This is a genomic window from Pseudooceanicola sp., assembly GCF_041987405.1.
Classification (GTDB): domain Bacteria; phylum Pseudomonadota; class Alphaproteobacteria; order Rhodobacterales; family Rhodobacteraceae; genus Pseudooceanicola.
Genome location: NZ_JBHIWR010000002.1, coordinates 371,457 through 388,377, shown reverse-complemented (window position 1 = coordinate 388,377; position 16,921 = coordinate 371,457). Strand labels below are relative to the sequence as shown.

Below are 16,921 nucleotides of genomic sequence, written 5' to 3'. Positions count from 1 at the left end.
GCGGTTGATCTTGCGGGCGGGAACCGGCGCGGTAATGTCGGCCCATGACAGAGACCCGCCGCAGCTATCGTTCCACCTCGCCCGACAGCACTGGTGAGCTGGCGCGACGTATCGGGGCGGGGCTGACACCCGGATCCACGCTTCTGTTGGAGGGGCCGGTCGGGGCGGGCAAGACGCATTTCGCCCGCGCGCTGATCCAGTCCCTGCTGCTGACGCCGGAGGATGTGCCCTCGCCCACCTTCACGCTGGTTCAGACCTATGACGGGCGCGACGGCGAGATCTGGCACGCCGATCTCTACCGGCTGACCTCACCGGACGAGGTGATCGAACTGGGGCTGGAGGAGGCCTTTGACACCGCGATCTGTCTTGTGGAATGGCCCGACCGTCTGGGCCCTTTGGCCCCGCCCGGCGCGCTGACCCTGCGGTTCGCGGCAGAGGGCGAAGCGGTGCGCCGGATCGACGCCATTGGCCCTGCGGCGTGGGACCGCGTGCTGCCCAAGGATTGCCCGGGAGAGTGCGATGCGTGATCATGACCGGGCCGAGCTTGCGCGGCGCTTCATCGCGACGACGGACTGGGCCGCCGCCGACCTGCGCCCGCTGGCCGGGGATGCGTCGAACCGCAAGTATCTGCGGCTGCACCTGAACGGGGAAACCGCCGTGCTGATGGATGCCGCCCCCGAGCTGGGGGAGGACGTTCGCCCCTTTGTCGCCGTCGCCCGATGGCTGACCGATCTGGGTCTGTCCGCACCCCGGATCCTTGCGGAGGATCGGGCGCGGGGGTTCCTGCTGATCGAAGATCTGGGCGATGCCCTTTTTGCCCGGGTCGTGGAGCGTGAGGCGGGGCTGGAAGCGGCGATGTACGAGGCGGCGGTAGACGTGCTGCTGCAACTGCATGCGGCGACGCCGATGGCCGGGCTGGTGCCCTATGATCCGGCCACCATGGCACCGCTCGCCGCGCTGGCCTATGACTGGTATCTGGCGGGAAGCCTGGGGCGGGACGACACCGCCAAATCCGCGTTTTTGGCTGAAATAGAGCCTGTTCTGGCGACCTATACCGACTGCTCCGTCACCATCCTGCGTGACTATCATGCGGAGAACCTGTTGTGGCTGCCGGACCGCGACGGCACCGCCCGGGTCGGTCTGCTCGATTTTCAGGATGCGATGCTGGGGGACCCGGGATATGATCTCGTCTCCTTGCTGATGGATGCGCGGCGCGATGTCAGTGCTGCGGTCGAAGCGCGGATGATCGCCCGCTATGCAGAGGCGCGCGGGCTGTCGCCCGAGGCCGTCGAGGCCCGCTATCACGTCGTCGGCGCGCAGCGGAACCTGCGTATCATGGGCGTCTTTGCCCGGCTGTCGCGGCGCGATGGCAAGGCGCATTATGTCGATCTGATCCCGCGGGTCTGGGGCCATCTGATGCGCAACCTGGCCCATCCGGCGCTGGCTGGTGTGGCCGCGCGCGTCATGGCGGACCTGCCCGAGCCGACGCCAGAGGTGCTGGAGCGGTTGCGCCGATGACACCGCGCGCGCTGATGCTGTTTGCCGCCGGGTTCGGCACGCGGATGGGGGCGCTGACCGCCGACCGGCCGAAACCGCTGGTCGAGGTGGCGGGACGTCCGCTGATCGACCATGCGCTGGATCTGATTACCCCGGTGGTCGCAGGGCCGGTGATCGCCAACCTGCATTACCGTGCCGATCAATTGGAGGCGCATCTGGCGGGTAGCCCGGTCCAGACCGTGCGGGAAGAACCGGAGATCCTGGAAACCGGGGGCGGGCTGAAGAACGCCCTGCCCCTGCTGGGGTCCGGTCCGGTTTTCACGATGAATTCCGATGCGGTGTGGAAGGGGCCGAACCCGCTGGCGCTGCTGGCCGAGGCCTGGCGCGAGGATATGGAGGCGCTGCTTCTGTGTATTCCGCCGGATCAGGCGCGGGGCCATTCCGGCGCGGGTGACTTCACCTCGGGGCCGCCGGTGACGCGCGGGCCGGGGCTGATCTATTCCGGGGCGCAGATCATCCGGACAGACGGCCTGTCGGCGATCAAGGAGCAGGCGTTTTCCCTCAACCTGCTGTGGAACGAGATGCTGGAGCGGGGCACGCTGCATGTTTTGCCCTACCCCGGCGCGTGGTGCGATGTGGGTCGGCCCGAGGGGATCGCCCTGGCCGAAGACATGTTGGCCCACGATGTTTGAGCCGCGCGACAAGCCCCGGGTCTTTGGCCTGCCCCCCGGCGCGGATTTTCCCCGACTTCTGGTCGAGGGGCTGATCGACCGGACCACCCATCTGCCGCCCGAGGCCCTGGGCCGCATCACGCTGATCGTCAACACGCGGCGCATGGCGCGCCGCATCCGGTCGCTGTTCGACGCGGGGCCCGCGCGGCTTTTGCCCCGTATCCTGCTGGTGACGGATATTGGCGAAAGCTTCGCCCTGGGCACGATCCCTGCGCCCGTTTCACCCCTGCGGCGGCGGCTGGGACTGGTACAGCTGGTCTCCGCCCTGTTGGAGCAGGAGCCGGACCTGGCCCCGCGCGCCGCGCTGTATGATCTGGCGGACAGTCTGGCGCGGGTGTTCGAGGAGATGCGCGGCGAGGGCGTGAGCTTTGACGACATCCGCAACATCGACGTGTCGCAGCATTCCGATCACTGGGCTCGGGCGCTGAAATTCCTGACCATCGTCGAGGCGGTGGAGGAGGATGGCGAGGCGCCGGATGCCGCCGCCCGGCTGCGGATGGTGGCGGAATATCTGGCCGAAACCTGGCAGCAGAGCCCGCCTGCCGGTCCCGTCATTCTGGCCGGTTCTACCGGATCGCGCGGGGCGACGAATGTGCTGATGCAGGCGGTGGCGCGGTTGCCGCAGGGGGCCGTCGTGCTGCCCGGCTATGATTTCGACCTGCCCGATACGGTCTGGCACAGCCAGCTGGACGATCCGCTGACCGGCGAGGATCATCCGCAGTTTCGGTTCCGCAAGCTGACCCATGCCCTGGGCCTCTTGCCCCGCGATGTCGGGCGCTGGACCGGGTCGGAGCAGAACGATGCGCGCAACCGGCTGGTGTCGCTGGCGTTGCGGCCGGCGCCGGTGACCGACCAGTGGCTGGCCGAGGGCCCCGCGCTGCGCGATCTGGGCCGGGCCTTTGCCGATGTGACGCTGGTCGAGGCTGCCTCCGCCCGGGAGGAGGCGCAGGTCATCGCCCTGCGTCTGCGACAGGCGGCGGAGGCGGGGAAGCGCGCGGCTTTGATCACCCCGGACCGATTGCTGTCGCGGCAGGTCAAGGCGGCGCTGAGCCGGTGGGAGATCCTGCCCGATGACAGTGCGGGCGAAGCGCTGCATCTGACCCCGCCGGGGCGGTTCCTGCGCCAGGTTTCGACCCTGTTCCAGCGGAAAACCGGTGCGGCGGGGGTTCTGGCGCTGCTCAAACACCCGCTGTGCCACAGTGGCGAGGGGCGGGCGGAGCATCTGCGCTACTGCCGCGCGCTGGAGTTGTCGTTCCGCCGTTACGGGCCGCCCTTTCCCGATCGCGCGGCCTTTGTCACCTTTGCCGAGAAGTATGCCGAGCGGGAGGGCGATCCGCAGGTTCTAGCCTGGGCCGATTGGGCTGCGCGGCTCTCCATCGCCGAAAGCGATGAGGGGCCACGCCCTCTGGCGCTGCGGATGGGTGACATGATCGCTCGGGCGGAGGCGCTGGCGGCGGGTGCGATGGCCTCGGGCTCCGGCGAGTTATGGTCCGGGAATGCCGGGGAGGACGTGCGCGCCAAGTGCCAGGAGATCAGCGACGCGGCGGATTTGGCGGGGGACATCGGCGCGGATGACTTCACCAACCTGCTAACCGCCGTTCTGAGCGGCGCGGAGGAGCGCGACAGCACCACGCCGCATCCGAATATCCTGATCTGGGGCACGCTGGAGGCGCGGGTGCAGGGGGCCGATCTGGTCATTCTGGGCGGGCTGAACGAAGGGTCCTGGCCGGAAGGGGCCGCGCCGGACCCCTGGCTGAACCGGCAGATGCGGGCCGAGGTCGGTCTGCTGCTGCCGGAGCGGAAGGTGGGGCTGTCGGCGCATGATTTTCAACAGGCCATCGCCGCGCCGGAGGTCTGGCTGACCCGGGCGCTGCGCGGGTCGGAAGCCGAAACGGTGGCGTCGCGCTGGCTCAACCGGATCACCAACCTGCTGAACGGGCTGGGCGCGGAGGGTCAGGCGGCGCTGGAGGGCGCGCGGGCCCGTGGGCGGCACTGGCTGCGGCTGGTCAGCGCGCTGGAACGGGTGGACCCGGTCGCCCCGGCCCCGCGCCCCGCGCCGCGCCCGCCGGTTGCTGCCCGCCCGCGCGAATTGTCGGTCACGCAGATCAAGACGCTGATCCGCGATCCCTATGCGATCTACGCCCGGCAGGTGCTGCGCCTGCGTCCGCTGGACCCGCTGATGAAGGCGCCGGATGCGCTGATGCGGGGGATCGTGGCGCATGAGGTGATGGAGCGCTTCGTCAAGGAAGCCGTGGCGGATCGCGTCGCGCTGACCCCCGCCCGGCTGGTTGCCCTGACGGCGGAGGTTCTGGAGGTCGAGGTGCCCTGGGCCGAGGCGCGGCTGCTGTGGCTTGCTCGGATGGCGCGGGCGGCGGAGGATGTGGTGACGGGCGAAAAGGGCCGTTTGGCGATTGGACGCCCCGCGCGGACCGAGGTCCTCGGCCGGGCAGAGATGCGGGAGCCGGGGTTCGTGCTGACGGCGCGGGCCGACCGGATCGACCTGGATGCCAATGGAAATGCGCTGATCTATGACTACAAGACTGGGGCGATGTCTTCGGCCGAGCAGCAGAAGAGCTTTGATCTGCAACTGCTGCTGGAGGCGGCGATGGCGGAGCGTGACGCCTTCGAAGGGATCACGCCGCGCCATGTCGTGCGGGCGGCCTTCATCGGGCTGGGATCGAACACCAAGGAGGTGGAAGCGCCCCTGGCGGAGCTCTCGGCGGATGAGGTCTGGGCCCGGTTTTCGACCTTGATACAGCGGTATTTGACCCCGACGCAGCCGTTTACCTCGCGCCGCGCGATGTTCCGCACCGATAGCGAGGGGGATTACGATCACCTCGCCCGGTTGGGGGAATGGGACGTCTCGCAGGTGGCCCGGGCGGAGGACGTGGAATGAGCCGCGACGACGCAACCCAGCGGCAGGTGGATGCCGCGCGACCGGACCGGTCAACCTGGCTGGCGGCCAATGCCGGGTCCGGCAAGACGCGGGTGTTGACGGACCGGGTGGCGCGTCTGCTGCTGGAGGGGATCTCGCCGCAGCACATCCTGTGCCTGACCTATACCAAGGCCGCCGCGACGGAGATGCAGAACCGGCTGTTCAAGCGGCTGGGGGCCTGGGCGATGCTGCCCGATGCGGATCTGCGGGCGGAGCTGGATACGCTTGGCATTGAGGGGGCGGTGGATGCGGCCCGGCTGCGCCATGCGCGCACGCTTTTTGCCCGGGCGATCGAGACGCCGGGCGGGCTCAAGATCCAGACGATCCACTCCTTCTGCGCCGCCCTGCTGCGCCGCTTCCCGCTGGAGGCCGGGGTCAGCCCGCAGTTCACCGAGATGGAGGACCGCGACGCCGCGCTGTTGCGCGCCGATGTGATTGAACGGCTGGCCGAGGGGCCGGAGGCGGCGGTGCTGTCGCGCATCGCGATGCAATATTCCGGCCAGACGATGGAAGAGCTGACGGCGACGGTCGCGGGCCATGCCGACGTGCTGGCCCACCGGCCCGGGCGGGAGGAGCTGGCAGCGGAGCTGGGTCTGCCGGAGGGGTACGATGAGGCGCGGCTGCTGGGCGATGTCTTTTTGGGTGGTGAGATCGAGCTGCTGAAAGAGCTGCGCACCGCCACAGCCGGGGGGGGATCGACGGACAGCAAACTATCGGCCAAGCTGGCGGATGTGACCGGGCCGGACATGCAGACGCTGGCGCTGCTGGAGGGGTGTCTGCTGACCGGCGGCAGTGCGAAATCGCCCTTTTCTGCCAAGATAGACTCTGTTCCGACCAAGGGGTTGCAGAAAACCGACCCGGGCCGATTTGGTCCGATCATGGATCAGCTCAACCCGCTGATGCTGCGGGTGGAAGCCGCGCGGGACCGTCGTATGGCCCTGGCCGCGCTGAACCGGACGATGGTGCTGTATGACTTCGCCGCCGTTTTTCTGCCCGCCTACAGCCTGGCCAAGATGTTGCGCGGGGCGATGGATTTCGACGATCTGATCCTGCGGGCGCGCGATCTGCTGACGGATCGGGATGTGTCGTCCTGGGTGCTGTACCGGCTGGACGGCGGGATCGACCATATTCTGGTGGACGAGGCGCAGGATACCTCGCCCGAACAATGGCAGGTGATCCAGGCCCTGGCGCGGGAATTCACCAGCGGCGAGGGGGCGCAGGACGGCAAGACGCGGACGATCTTTGTCGTCGGGGACAAGAAACAGTCGATCTATTCCTTCCAGGGTGCGGATCCTTCGGGGTTCGACCGGATGCGCGATGATTTTGCCGAACGGCTGGAGGCGCTTGGCACGCCGCTGCAACGGATGGCGCTGGCGCATTCCTTCCGCTCCTCCCCCGCGATCCTGTCGCTGGTCGATCAGGTCTTTGACGGGCGCATCGAGGCCGGGTTTTCGCCGGAAGAGAGACACATTGCCTTTCACGAAGCGCTTCCGGGGCGTGTCGATCTCTGGCCGCATGTGGAGAAGGTCGAGAACAAGGAGACCGGCGAATGGGACGATCCCGTGGACCTGCCCGCCGAGACGGATCACGATGTGGTTCTGGCGCGTCGGGTGGCCGGAGAAATCCGCCGGATGATCGACGCCAGGACCCCCCTGCCCCTGGGCGATGGCAAGGCGCGGCCGGTGCGGGAGGGCGACATTCTGATCCTCGTGCGGCGGCGCAAGCGACTGTTTCACGAGATCATCCGCGCCTGCAAGGCGGAGGAGCTGGAGATCGCGGGGGCGGACCGGCTGCGCATCGGGGCGGAGCTGGCGGTGAAGGATCTGACCGCGCTGCTGTCCTTCCTTGCCACGCCGGATGACGACCTGAGCCTGGCCGCCGCGCTGAAATCGCCGCTCTTCGGCTGGGATGAGCGGATGCTTTTCGATCTCGCCCACAAGCGGAAGAGTGACCGGCTCTGGCCCGCGCTGGATCATCGCGAGGATCACGCGGCGACCCGGGCCATGCTGCGCGATCTGCGGAACCATGCGGATTATCTGCGGCCTTACGAGTTGCTTGAGCGGATCCTGACACGGCATGACGGGCGACGGCGGCTGATGGCGCGGCTTGGGGTGGAGGCGCAGGACGGGATCGACGCGCTGCTGGATCAGGCGTTGCAATATGAGCGCAACGAGGTGCCCAGCCTGACCGGCTTCCTCGTCTGGATGCAGGGCGACGATCCGGAGGTGAAGCGCCAGATGGAAAGCGCCGGGTCGCGCATCCGGGTGATGACGGTGCATGGGTCCAAGGGGTTGGAGGCGCCGGTGGTGTTTCTGCCGGAGACCCAGGACCGGCGCGAGGAGCTGCGCGGCGAGGTCCTGAAGGGGGACGGCCGCGCCTGGTGGAAGGTCAACAAGGACGAAGCCCCTGCCCGCCTGGCCGAATTGCGCGAGGCAGCATTGCGCAAACAGGCGGAGGAATCCGATCGCCTGCTCTATGTCGCGATGACGCGGGCGGAAAAATGGCTGATCACGGCGGCAGCGGGGAACCTCGGGTCCTCGGGGGAAACCTGGTACGACCGGATCCGCGATGCGATGGCACAGTTGGGCGCGGTGCCTGCCGATATGCCGGGCGGCGAGGGGTTGCGGCTGGAAACTGGCGACTGGGCCGGGGTGGAGATCGAGGCGGCGGACGAGGAGCGGGAGGTCACTGCGGATCTGCCGGAGTGGGCCCGGCACCCTGCCCCCCAAGCCGAAGGACCGCGCCGCACGCGCAGCCCGTCGGACCTGGGCGGGGCCAAGGCGCTGCCGGGTGAGGCCGGGCTGGACGAGGAGGCGGCGAAGCGGCGCGGGCGGCTGGTCCACCGGTTGCTGGAACATCTGCCCGGGATTGCGGCGGCGGATGTAGCGGCGCGGGCGACGGTGCTTCTCGGCTCCGGCCCGGACCGGGCGGAGGGCGCGGAGCTGGAACTGCTGACGGCGGAGGCGCAGCGCATCCTCACCGCGCCGCATCTTGCGCCGCTTTTTTCCGATAGGGCGCTGGAGGAGGTTTCCGTCACCGCGGATCTGCCGGAGCTAGGGGATCGGATCCACGGGACCATCGACCGCCTGATCGTCGAGGCGGATCGCGTGCTGGCGGTGGATTTCAAGACAAACGCCGTGGTGCCAGAGCGGGTCGGGGATATTCCCGAGGGCCTGTTGCGCCAGATGGGCGCCTATGCGGCGGCGCTGACGCAGATCTATCCGGATCGCCGGGTGGAGACCGCGCTTTTGTGGACGCGGACGGCGCAACTTTTGGTGCTGCCTCATGATCTTGTGATGGCGGCGTTGCAGAATACCATGGCTTCTTGAACTTCCCGGGCACCGGGCCTACCTTTGCGGCCCAAGCGCAGCCATGATCCAGGAGATCCGCATGACCACCGTAGCCGTCACCGACGATACCTTTGATGCCGAAGTGAAAAATTCCTCCGTCCCCGTTGTCGTGGACTTCTGGGCGGAATGGTGCGGCCCGTGTAAGCAGATCGGCCCGGCGCTGGAGGAACTGTCCGAAGAGTTTGGCGACAAAGTAAAAATCGCCAAAGTCGACGTCGATTCGAACCCCAATGCTCCGATGCAGATGGGTGTGCGCGGTATTCCTGCGCTGTTCATCTTCAAGGATGGCGAGGTCGTGTCGAACCGTGCCGGCGCGGCGCCGAAAGCCTCGCTCAAGGCGTGGATCGAAGAGTCGATCTGACCCGCGATTTCAGGTGAAGCGCCAAGGGCACCCCGACGGGTGCCCTTTTTCGTTGCTCAGACCATAGGTTGCATCGGCCAGCCGCCACGGATCAGCGCGGCGCGGATCGTTTCGCGCACGTCCGGGCAGCCCGCGTTGATGCAGTTTTCCTGCCAGAACCAAATGATGTAGCGCGCATAGTCCGGGTGATGATCCCGGATGCGGTCAAAGGCAGTCAGATCCTCTGGGCTGGCCTTGAGCGCGATGTGGTGGAAGTCGATCCGGGCGAAGAGGATGCAGGGCTTGCCGAAGAAATAGCCGTTGAAGGCGGCGGCGGAATTCATCGTGACCACGTAATCGCAGCGTTGCAACAGCGCCTCCATCCCGCCGGTGCGGAGGGTCAGGCGCGGATGCTTCGCCTGCAGGGTGGTGAGCGCCGCCTGTTCCTCCGGGGTGTAGACCTCGCCGGGGTGCAGGGTGGCGATGACCTGCCGCTCCCGCTCGGCATCGAGGGTGTGGCGCAGCATGTCGATCGGCGCACAGCTCTGGAACGAGCGGTGTTTCAAGAGGCGGCCCTGCAACGGGACATAGGCGAACCCCTCGCGCGTCGTGCTTTGGCTGGTCTCGGGGAAGAGGCGTGTCTGCCAGCGGTGATACAGGCGGTTGGCCTGGTCGTTCGACACTGTTTCAGCCGAAAATGCCTTCTGCGCCACCGTCCACTCCCACCGTTCGGAGGTCGTTTCGATGGCCCAGAACGGGTAATGATAGACGCGGCGGAAGGTCAGGCCGCCGGGTGGCGGCGGGGCCATATGGGTCATGGCGCGCGGGGGCCGGCTGTGGTGCATCTCCGCCTCGGGCCGGAAATCGACCGCATAGCCATTGTCGCGCAGGACGCCGACGAGATGGCAGATGAAATTGTGCCGACCGTTCCGCGCGCTCGAACGCAGCTTGTCGTCGAGGAAAAATACTGCCTGCTGTCTCATCCGCAAAAGCTAGCCAGCGGCGCGGCGGTCGACAAGGCGGGGTTGTCCCCGCGCCGTGCCGGTCGCATATAGACCTGCAACGCAAGGAGCATTCTATGGCACAGAGCAACGATCGCGGCGATTTCCCGGGCTGGCACGGTACTACGATCATCGGCGTCCGCAAGGGCGGCAAGGTGGTGGTCGCGGGCGACGGGCAGGTCAGCATGGGCCAGACCGTGATGAAGGGCACCGCGCGCAAGGTGCGGCGGCTGTCGCCAGGCGGTTTCGATGTGGTCTGCGGCTTTGCCGGCTCGACCGCCGATGCCTTTGCCCTGCTGGAGCGGCTGGAAGCCAAGCTGGAGGCGACGCCCGGGCAGCTGCAGCGGGCGAGTGTCGAACTGGCCAAGGACTGGCGCACCGACAAGTATCTGCAGAAGCTGGAGGCGCTGCTGATCGTCACGGACGGCAAGGAGCTGTATGTGATCACCGGCGCCGGTGACGTGCTGGAGCCGGAATACGGCATCGCGGCCATCGGATCGGGCGGGAACTATGCGCTGGCCGCCGCCCGCGCTCTGATCGACACAGACAAGGATGCAGAGGAGATCGCGCGGACGGCCATGGGCATTGCGGCGGACATCTGCGTCTACACCAACGGCAATCTGACCGTGGAAGAGATCAGTGGCTGACATGTACGGCGTCCCAGGCCAGATCTCGTTCCGCAGGGTGGTGGAGGACGACCTTCCCCTGCTGCACGGCTGGATGAAACGCCCGCACTGGCGTGAATGGTGGGGCGATCCGGACGAGGAGCTGTCCTATGTGCGGGATATGGTCGAGGGGCGCGACAGCACCGAGCCCTACTTCTTTCTGCTGGACGGCGTTCCGGGTGGCTACATCCAGATGTGGCGGATCGCCGATGCGCGCTACGAACCCTGGCTGACCGAAGCGCCCTGGCTGACCGCCCTGCCCGACCACGCGATCGGTGTCGATCTGTCGATTGCCGACGCCGCGGATCTGTCGCTCGGTCTTGGCACCGCGGTTCTGAACCGATTTGTCGCCGACCTGCGGGCGCGCGGCTTTGACCATATCATCATCGACCCGGACCCGGCGAATACCCGGGCTGTCCGGGCCTATTCGAAAGCGGGGTTCCGCCCCGTTCCTGACCTCGAAGGCCGCACCGGCGACAGCCTGATCATGCGGCACGCGGAGACGATTCAATGACCGACCTGACCCCCCGTGAAATCGTTTCGGAGCTTGACCGCTTCATCATCGGCCAGAAGGACGCCAAGCGCGCCGTGGCCGTGGCCCTGCGGTCGCGCTGGCGGCGGCGGCAGCTGGCCGATGACCTGCGCGACGAGGTCTTTCCGAAGAATATCCTGATGATCGGCCCCACCGGCGTCGGCAAGACCGAGATCAGCCGCCGCCTGGCGAAACTGGCCCGCGCGCCCTTCATCAAGGTCGAAGCCACCAAGTTCACCGAGGTCGGCTATGTCGGCCGGGACGTGGAGCAGATCGTGCGCGATCTGATGGACAGCGCGGTGGCCATGGTGCGGGATCAGATGCGCGAGGACGTGAAGGCCTCCGCCCATCAGATGGCAGAGGACCGGGTGATCGAGGCGATTGCGGGATCCGACGCGCGCGACGGCACGCGGGAGATGTTCCGCAAGAAGCTGCGCAGTGGCGAGCTGGACGATACTGAGATCGAACTGGACGTGGCCGACAATTCCAACCCCATGGGAATGATGGATATTCCTGGCCAACCGGGCAACCAGATGGGGATGATGAACCTGGGCGATCTGTTCGGCAAGGCCTTTGGCGGGCGGACGGTGCGGCGCAAGATGAAGGTGTCGGAAAGCTACGAAGTGCTGATCGGCGAGGAGGCCGACAAGCTGCTGGATGACGAGACGGTGAACCGCGCCGCGCTGACGGCGGTGGAGGAAAACGGCATCGTCTTTCTGGACGAGATCGACAAGGTCTGTGCCCGGTCCGATGCACGCGGCGCGGATGTCAGCCGCGAAGGCGTGCAGCGCGACCTGCTGCCGCTGATCGAGGGGACGACGGTTTCGACCAAATACGGTGCGGTGAAGACCGACCACATCCTCTTTATCGCCTCGGGAGCCTTCCATGTGGCGAAACCCTCGGACCTTTTGCCGGAGCTACAGGGGCGGCTGCCCATTCGGGTGGAGCTGCAATCCCTGACCGAGGAGGATTTCGTCGCAATCCTGACCGAAACGGACAATGCGTTGACCCGGCAGTATTCGGCCCTGATGGAGACTGAAGGCGTCACCGTCACCTTCACCGAAGACGGGATCGCAGCCCTGGCCCGTATCGCGGCGGAGGTGAACCAATCGGTGGAAAACATCGGCGCACGGCGGCTTTACACGATCATGGAGCGGGTCTTCGAGGAGTTGAGCTTTCAGGCCCCGGACAAAGCAGGCGAGGAAATTTCGGTCGATGCGGAGTTTGTGAACGCCAATGTCGGAAAACTGGCCGCTTCGGCAGATTTGAGCCGCTACGTCCTCTGACGGACATGGAATAGACCGCAGGGTCAGGGTATCGAAAGGGCAGGTCCTTTCGGAGCGTTGGCATGCGGTTCATTCTGGTTTTCCTCCTCACCTTCGGCGTTGCGGCCTGTTCGGACCCGACCTTTGCTCCGCTGCAGCCGGAGGCGGCGCAATTCGGGGCGCAGCAGCGCGTTGTTGTGGTGACCAACCGCGCGCGGGAGCCGTCGGGGTATTTCGGCGGCCAGCGCAGTTACAGCAACAGCTATCTGGATGTCGGCGTCTCCATCCCGGCGGAGCGTCAGATGGGGTCCATCCCCGTGTCTGCCCGCAATCCGGTTCCCGGAAAGCACTTCGTGCTGACCGACAACCGGCCGCTGGAGGGGCGCAGGGGGTTCCGCAAGGACCTGTCGAAGAAGCTGGCCCAGCTGCCCCCGGCGGATCGGGACATCACGATTTTCGTGCATGGCTACAACAATTCCTACAGCGACGGGATCTTCCGGGCCGCGCAGCTGTTTCACGATTTCGAACTGAAGGGGCTGTCGCTGCATTTTTCCTGGCCCAGCATCGCGCATCCGCTCGGTTATTCGCATGACCGCGACAGCCTGCTTTTCGCCCGCGACGCGCTGGAGAACATGCTGGAAGATGTCGCCAGGGTCGGTGCGAAGAACGTGGTGCTGGTCGGGCATTCGCTTGGCTCCATGCTGGTGATGGAGACGTTGCGCCAGATGGACATCCGCGCGCCGGGACGGCCCGACAGTATTCTGAACGGCGTGGTTCTGGTTTCGCCGGACATCGACGTGGAGCTGTTCGAGGCGCAGTCGCGCCGGATCAAGTCGCTGCCGCAACCCTTTGCAATCTTCGTGTCACAGCGCGATCGTGCGCTGCAGCTGTCTTCCCGGATCAACGGGCGGTCCGAACGGCTGGGCCAGCTGAAGGAGGCGAAGGAGGTCGCCGATCTGGACGTGACGGTGTTTGACGTCACGGCGTTTGCCGACCGGGCGATGGATTCGCATTTCACGGCGGGGTCCTCTCCCGCGCTGATCAGCATCCTGTCGCGCGGTGCGGTGCTGGGTGAGTCCTTTGCCTCGCAGAACGGGCAGCTCAGGGGCGGTCTGCCGGGGGTTGCGCTCACGGTGCGCAATGCGACGCAGGTGATCCTGTCGCCGGGTCTGTTCAATCTTTAGCGCAGACGTCTGAGGTAGACGTAATAGGCCCCTGCCCCGCCGTGGCTGACATGGGCCGATGTCACCTGAAGCACCAGTTGCGACAGCGGCGGGACGCTCAGCCAATGCGGCACATTGTGGCGCAGGACGCCGCGCCGGACTGGGATCGGCCCGCCGCCGTCCCGGTCCTTGCCCTTGCCGGTGATCACCAGGACCAGCCGCTTGCCGTCGGATGCCGCGCGCATGATGAAGCCGGTCAGGGCGGGATGGGCGCGATCCATGGTCATGCCGTGCAGGTCGATCCGCGCTTCGGGGCGCAGCTTGCCGCGCTTCATCTTGCCATGCGTCTTGCGATCCATCCGCATCGGGGCGTTTCGCAACCCGTCGCTGACCGACGACATCAGATCATGGCCCGACGCACGGTCCCTGGCCGTTTCCCCCAGTCGGAAACTGGGCAGCGCCGTAGGGTCTGCCTTGGGTTCGGGGCGCTTCGGGGTCGGCTTCCCCTCCTCCCGCGGGGGCGGGCGGTGCATCCGTTCGGTCGTTTCGGCGACCCGCTTCCACAGTTCGGCCTCCTCGGGGCGCAGGCGGCGGCTCACAGCGTGTCCTCGGGCAGCATGGCATAGGCGCGCTGGATCGGCAGCAGCACCACCATCCGGCCGGGATCGCGCAGGCGGCCGGCGGCACGACCGGCCGTATCGCCTGTCCCCATGAAGATGTCGGCCCGCTGCGCGCCCTTGATCGCCGATCCGGTGTCCTGCGCCACCATCAGGCGGTGGATCGGGTCGGCACCGCCCTTTTCGATCCAGACCGGCGCACCGAGGGGGGTGTATTTCGGATCAACGGCGATGCTGCGCCCCGCGGTGACCGAGCGGTTCATCGCCCCCACCGGCCCATCCTCCGGGCTGACAGAGGTCACGATGCGGAAGAAGACGTAGGAGGGGTTGTGATGCAGCAGCTGCGTCCCGGCGATCGGATTGCGCCGCACCCAGTTCTTGATGACCTGGGCCGAGACCTGATGGGCGGCATAGACCCCGCGACGGACCAGTTCCTGCCCGACGGAGCGATAGTCATGGCCGTTCTTGCCACCGTAGCCGACACGCAGGACCTGACCGTCTGGCAGGCGGATGCGGCCGGATCCCTGGATCTGCAGAAAGAACAGCTCCACCGGGTCATCGACCCAGGCGATTTCCAGCCCGCGCCCGGCCAGCGCGCCGCTGGTTTCGATGTCCGCGCGGGACAGCCAGGGCTGATGTTTCGCCTCTTCCGGCATACGGTAGAGCGGGTAGCGGAAGCGGTCGTCGGGGGTGAGGGCACCCCTGAGCTCCGGTTCGAAATAACCGGTGAAGAGGGCCGCTTCGCCATCCTCGATCAGGACCGGGGAAAAGAAGAGCTCAAAGAAGGTGCGGGCGTTCTTCTGATCTGCCGCGATGGCGCAGATGGCCTGCCAATCGGGGGCAGAAAGATCGGGGCAGGTGGTCAGGAAGGCATCGAGCGCGGCCTGGTGATCGTCCTCTGCCCAGCCCTGTAGATCGGCGAAGTTCAGCAGTTTGAGCTTGGTCTCCGACGCCAGCCCCGCGCCCGGCAGGGTCAGCGCGGCCAGCAGGGCAGCCAGCCGCACCAGTCTCATTCGCCCGTGGCGACCAGTTGCCAGTTGGGATCGTTGCTTCCCATCTCGCGGGCAAAGGTCCAGACATCGCGCTGCGTCTTGATGGCCTTCGGATCGCCTTCGATCACCTCGCCCGCACGGTCGCGTACGGCAAAGCTGAGCTGACCGACGAAGCGCACGGTCAGTTCGCCTTCGCTTGTCGCATCGTCGAAGGTCGCATCGACCAGCTGCAGTTCCTTGACGCCGACGAATTCGGACTCGACCGTCAGACCCTTTTCGGTGCGGTCGTTCACGACAAAGGCAAAGCTTTCGTAGACGTCATCGGAGAGGAAGGGCTTGATCTCGGCCAGGTCGCCACGCTCGAACCCCATCAGGATCATCTCGTAGGCGCCGCGGGCGCCGGACAGGAACTCCCCGACAGAAAATCCGGGCTCGATGGCCTTCATCTTGGCCAGGGCCTCAGCGGCAGGGCTGTCGGCGGGAACGTGATCGACAATGTCGGGGTCCGGGCCGCCCTCAATGATCTCGAAATTGTTGCGGCGCGCGGCTTCGGGGCCGGGTTTCGGCACCGGCGGTTTCTCGAACCCTTCACGGGTGCCGAGGACGCTGCGCAGCCGCAGGATCAGGAAAACGGCAATCCCGGCCAGGACAAGAAGCTGTAAGATAGGCGAATTCATCTATTCCCCATGGGCTGACTATGGCCCGGGCATGGAAACGGCCCGGTTTCATTCTTATGTAGGTGACGGGTGGCGGTAAGTCTACCGCACCGGGAAAGAGGGAGACTGCCATGTGGCTGTTATTGGCCTTCATAGCGATACCGATGATCGAGATCGCGCTGTTCATCCAGGTCGGCGGGTTGATCGGGCTGGGCTGGACGCTTGCCATCGTTCTGGCGACGGCGATCCTGGGCACCTGGCTGGTTCGGGCGCAGGGGGCCATGGCCCTGAACAACCTGCGCAGCAGCTTCAACGAGCTGCGCGACCCGACCGAGCCGCTGGCCGATGCGGCGATGATCCTGGTGGCCGGGGTTCTGCTGCTGACGCCGGGGTTCTTCACCGATGCGGTCGGTTTTGCCCTGCTTACACCGCCGCTGCGACGGATGGCCTTTCTATGGCTGCGCAGCCGCGTGAAAATGACATCGTTTTCCATGGGACCGGGCGAGAGGCGCACAGATGCGCCGCGCCGTCCCACGAACCGCGATGACGTGATCGACGGCACCTATCACGAGGTCGACCCCCCGAAACGCCCGACCCACAACCCCTCGGGCTGGACGCGGCATTGAGGCCGGGGGCGCATCCTGATACAGGGCTAGGCGACTGAAAAACCCTTTTGGAGAAAATTCATGGCGGAAACCGCTAACGGCGCTGCCCAAGAGGCGCCCCAACTGAAAATGAATGTATTGGCGCAGTACGTGCGCGACATGTCTTTCGAGAACATCCTGGCGCGCAAACCCTCGACGGGTCAGGTGCAGCCGGACGTCAAGGTTCAGGTCGCCCTCGACGCGCAGAAGCGTGAAGCCGAGAACCAGTACGAAGTGGTGACCAAGCTGACCGTGCGGTCGAACGCGCAGGGAACGCAGGACGCGCTGTTCGTGCTGGAGATGGAATATGTCGGTCTGTTCCAGATCGAAGGCGTGCCCGAAGACCAGCTGCACCCCTTCCTGCTGATCGAATGCCCGCGCATGGTCTTCCCCTTTGTCCGCCGCATCGTCAGCGACGTGACCCGCGACGGGGGCTTCCCGCCGCTGAACCTCGACAATATCGACTTCGTGAACCTCTACCGGACGGAGCTTCAGCGCCGCGCGGCGGAGCAGCCTGCTCAGGCCTGATCACA

16 protein-coding genes are annotated in these 16,921 nt (G+C 66.4%); 12 read left to right on the top strand and 4 right to left on the bottom strand.

What is annotated here, in order from left to right; translation table 11 throughout:
• Positions 1-44 precede the first annotated feature (44 nt).
• The 6 genes from tsaE to trxA all read left to right on the top strand — a co-directional run bounded on the left by tsaE (position 45) and on the right by trxA (position 8,874).
• Positions 45-527 carry a tRNA (adenosine(37)-N6)-threonylcarbamoyltransferase complex ATPase subunit type 1 TsaE gene (tsaE, locus tag ACFC2Y_RS06640; RefSeq protein WP_375174034.1) on the top strand — a complete coding sequence of 161 codons (483 nt, stop codon included), beginning with the start codon at positions 45-47 and terminating at the stop codon, positions 525-527.
• Positions 520-1,518 carry an aminoglycoside phosphotransferase family protein gene (locus ACFC2Y_RS06635; protein WP_375174035.1) on the top strand — a complete coding sequence of 333 codons (999 nt, stop codon included), beginning with the start codon at positions 520-522 and terminating at the stop codon, positions 1,516-1,518. The genes tsaE and ACFC2Y_RS06635 overlap by 8 nt, the downstream gene beginning before the upstream one ends.
• Positions 1,515-2,189, top strand: a complete 675-nt coding sequence (locus ACFC2Y_RS06630; protein ID WP_375174036.1) for a nucleotidyltransferase family protein — start codon at positions 1,515-1,517, stop codon at positions 2,187-2,189. Before ACFC2Y_RS06635 ends, ACFC2Y_RS06630 begins: the two co-directional genes overlap by 4 nt.
• A complete protein-coding gene (addB, locus tag ACFC2Y_RS06625; RefSeq protein ID WP_375174037.1) occupies positions 2,182-5,124 on the top strand; it encodes a double-strand break repair protein AddB in 2,943 nt (980 codons plus the stop codon). The genes ACFC2Y_RS06630 and addB overlap by 8 nt, the downstream gene beginning before the upstream one ends.
• Positions 5,121-8,492 carry a double-strand break repair helicase AddA gene (gene addA, locus ACFC2Y_RS06620; RefSeq protein ID WP_375174038.1) on the top strand — a complete coding sequence of 1,124 codons (3,372 nt, stop codon included), beginning with the start codon at positions 5,121-5,123 and terminating at the stop codon, positions 8,490-8,492. The genes addB and addA overlap by 4 nt, the downstream gene beginning before the upstream one ends.
• A gap of 61 nt (positions 8,493-8,553) precedes the next feature.
• Positions 8,554-8,874, top strand: coding sequence for a thioredoxin (gene trxA / locus ACFC2Y_RS06615; RefSeq protein WP_375174039.1), 321 nt, complete (start codon positions 8,554-8,556; stop codon positions 8,872-8,874).
• A gap of 56 nt (positions 8,875-8,930) precedes the next feature.
• On the opposite strand, the gene ACFC2Y_RS06610 is transcribed toward trxA, so the two are convergent.
• Positions 8,931-9,836 carry a hypothetical protein gene (locus tag ACFC2Y_RS06610; RefSeq protein WP_375174040.1) on the bottom strand — a complete coding sequence of 302 codons (906 nt, stop codon included), beginning with the start codon at positions 9,834-9,836 and terminating at the stop codon, positions 8,931-8,933.
• Positions 9,837-9,931: 95 nt separating this feature from the next.
• Here ACFC2Y_RS06610 and hslV point away from each other — a divergent pair, with 95 nt between their 5' ends.
• The 4 genes from hslV (at position 9,932) to ACFC2Y_RS06590 (ending at position 13,500) form a co-directional block, all read left to right on the top strand.
• A complete protein-coding gene (hslV, locus tag ACFC2Y_RS06605; RefSeq protein ID WP_375174041.1) occupies positions 9,932-10,501 on the top strand; it encodes an ATP-dependent protease subunit HslV in 570 nt (189 codons plus the stop codon).
• 1 nt (position 10,502) lies between these two features.
• Positions 10,503-11,033 carry a GNAT family N-acetyltransferase gene (locus ACFC2Y_RS06600; RefSeq protein WP_375174042.1) on the top strand — a complete coding sequence of 177 codons (531 nt, stop codon included), beginning with the start codon at positions 10,503-10,505 and terminating at the stop codon, positions 11,031-11,033.
• Positions 11,030-12,337: an ATP-dependent protease ATPase subunit HslU gene (gene hslU / locus ACFC2Y_RS06595; protein ID WP_375174043.1), complete on the top strand. Its 1,308-nt coding sequence runs from the start codon at positions 11,030-11,032 to the stop codon at positions 12,335-12,337. The genes ACFC2Y_RS06600 and hslU overlap by 4 nt, the downstream gene beginning before the upstream one ends.
• A 62-nt stretch (positions 12,338-12,399) precedes the next feature.
• Entirely contained in the window at positions 12,400-13,500 is a 1,101-nt protein-coding gene (locus ACFC2Y_RS06590; RefSeq protein ID WP_375174044.1) for an alpha/beta hydrolase, read from the top strand.
• On the opposite strand, the gene ACFC2Y_RS06585 is transcribed toward ACFC2Y_RS06590, so the two are convergent.
• From ACFC2Y_RS06585 to ACFC2Y_RS06575, 3 genes are read right to left on the bottom strand one after another with little or no spacing between them, the layout of a single operon-like run.
• Positions 13,497-14,078, bottom strand: coding sequence for a Smr/MutS family protein (locus tag ACFC2Y_RS06585; protein ID WP_375174045.1), 582 nt, complete (start codon positions 14,076-14,078; stop codon positions 13,497-13,499). The two genes, ACFC2Y_RS06590 and ACFC2Y_RS06585, sit on opposite strands and share 4 nt — an antisense overlap.
• On the bottom strand, positions 14,075-15,109 hold the full coding sequence (locus tag ACFC2Y_RS06580; RefSeq protein WP_375174046.1) for a murein transglycosylase A: 1,035 nt from the start codon (positions 15,107-15,109) through the stop codon (positions 14,075-14,077). The genes ACFC2Y_RS06585 and ACFC2Y_RS06580 overlap by 4 nt, the downstream gene beginning before the upstream one ends.
• Positions 15,106-15,765: a Tim44/TimA family putative adaptor protein gene (locus tag ACFC2Y_RS06575; RefSeq protein ID WP_375174047.1), complete on the bottom strand. Its 660-nt coding sequence runs from the start codon at positions 15,763-15,765 to the stop codon at positions 15,106-15,108. Before ACFC2Y_RS06575 ends, ACFC2Y_RS06580 begins: the two co-directional genes overlap by 4 nt.
• 110 nt (positions 15,766-15,875) lie before the next feature.
• Here ACFC2Y_RS06575 and ACFC2Y_RS06570 point away from each other — a divergent pair, with 110 nt between their 5' ends.
• Together ACFC2Y_RS06570 and secB are read left to right on the top strand one after the other, a co-directional pair.
• Positions 15,876-16,370, top strand: a complete 495-nt coding sequence (locus ACFC2Y_RS06570; protein WP_375174048.1) for an FxsA family protein — start codon at positions 15,876-15,878, stop codon at positions 16,368-16,370.
• Between the two features lie 60 nt (positions 16,371-16,430).
• A complete protein-coding gene (secB, locus tag ACFC2Y_RS06565; RefSeq protein WP_375174049.1) occupies positions 16,431-16,916 on the top strand; it encodes a protein-export chaperone SecB in 486 nt (161 codons plus the stop codon).
• Positions 16,917-16,921: the final 5 nt, after the last annotated feature.